Source organism: Cupriavidus sp. 8B (assembly GCF_054589115.1).
This window is the reverse complement of sequence record NZ_BAAILO010000251.1, coordinates 1-680: the sequence shown is the minus strand read 5'-3', so window position 1 is coordinate 680 and position 680 is coordinate 1. Positions and strand designations below refer to the sequence as shown.

Genomic DNA, 680 nt, shown 5'->3' with positions numbered 1-680 from the left:
GGCTCCGACTGTTTGTATGCATGCGGTTTCAGGATCTATTTCACTCCCCTCCCGGGGTTCTTTTCGCCTTTCCCTCACGGTACTGGTTCACTATCGGTCGATCACGAGTATTTAGCCTTGGAGGATGGTCCCCCCATCTTCAGACAGGATTTCACGTGTCCCGCCCTACTTGTCGTACACCTAGTTCCACAACGCTGTTTTCGCATACAGGGCTATCACCTGCTATGGCCGGGCTTTCCATCCCGTTCTGCTAACAATGCTGCTAAAGAGTACAAGGCTCTTCCCATTTCGTTCGCCACTACTCTGGGAATCTCGGTTGATTTCTGTTCCTGCAGCTACTTAGATGTTTCAGTTCGCCGCGTTCGCTTCCCTGACCTATGTATTCAGTCAGGGATGACCCATACGGGCCGGGTTTCCCCATTCGGACATCTCCGGATCAAAGCTTGTTTGCCAGCTCCCCGAAGCTTTTCGCAGGCTACCGCGTCCTTCATCGCCTGTGATCGCCAAGGCATCCACCACATGCACTTGTTCGCTTGACCCTATAACGAGTGTGTCTCAAACTTGCGTTCAAGGCGTGCTCGCTACAGGATGAGTTCTCGCATTTGTGCCGTATTCCAAGTCATCTTTCGATCACTTAAATACATTTTGGTTGATACAATCACAACCCGGTATCGTGTTTT

General features: G+C 51.0%; 1 rRNA gene. It reads right to left on the bottom strand.

Annotated features, from left to right (window positions below):
- A 23S ribosomal RNA gene (locus ACYP5B_RS24365) occupies positions 1 to 539 on the bottom strand; the annotation flags it as partial.
- Positions 540 to 680 lie beyond the last annotated feature (141 nt).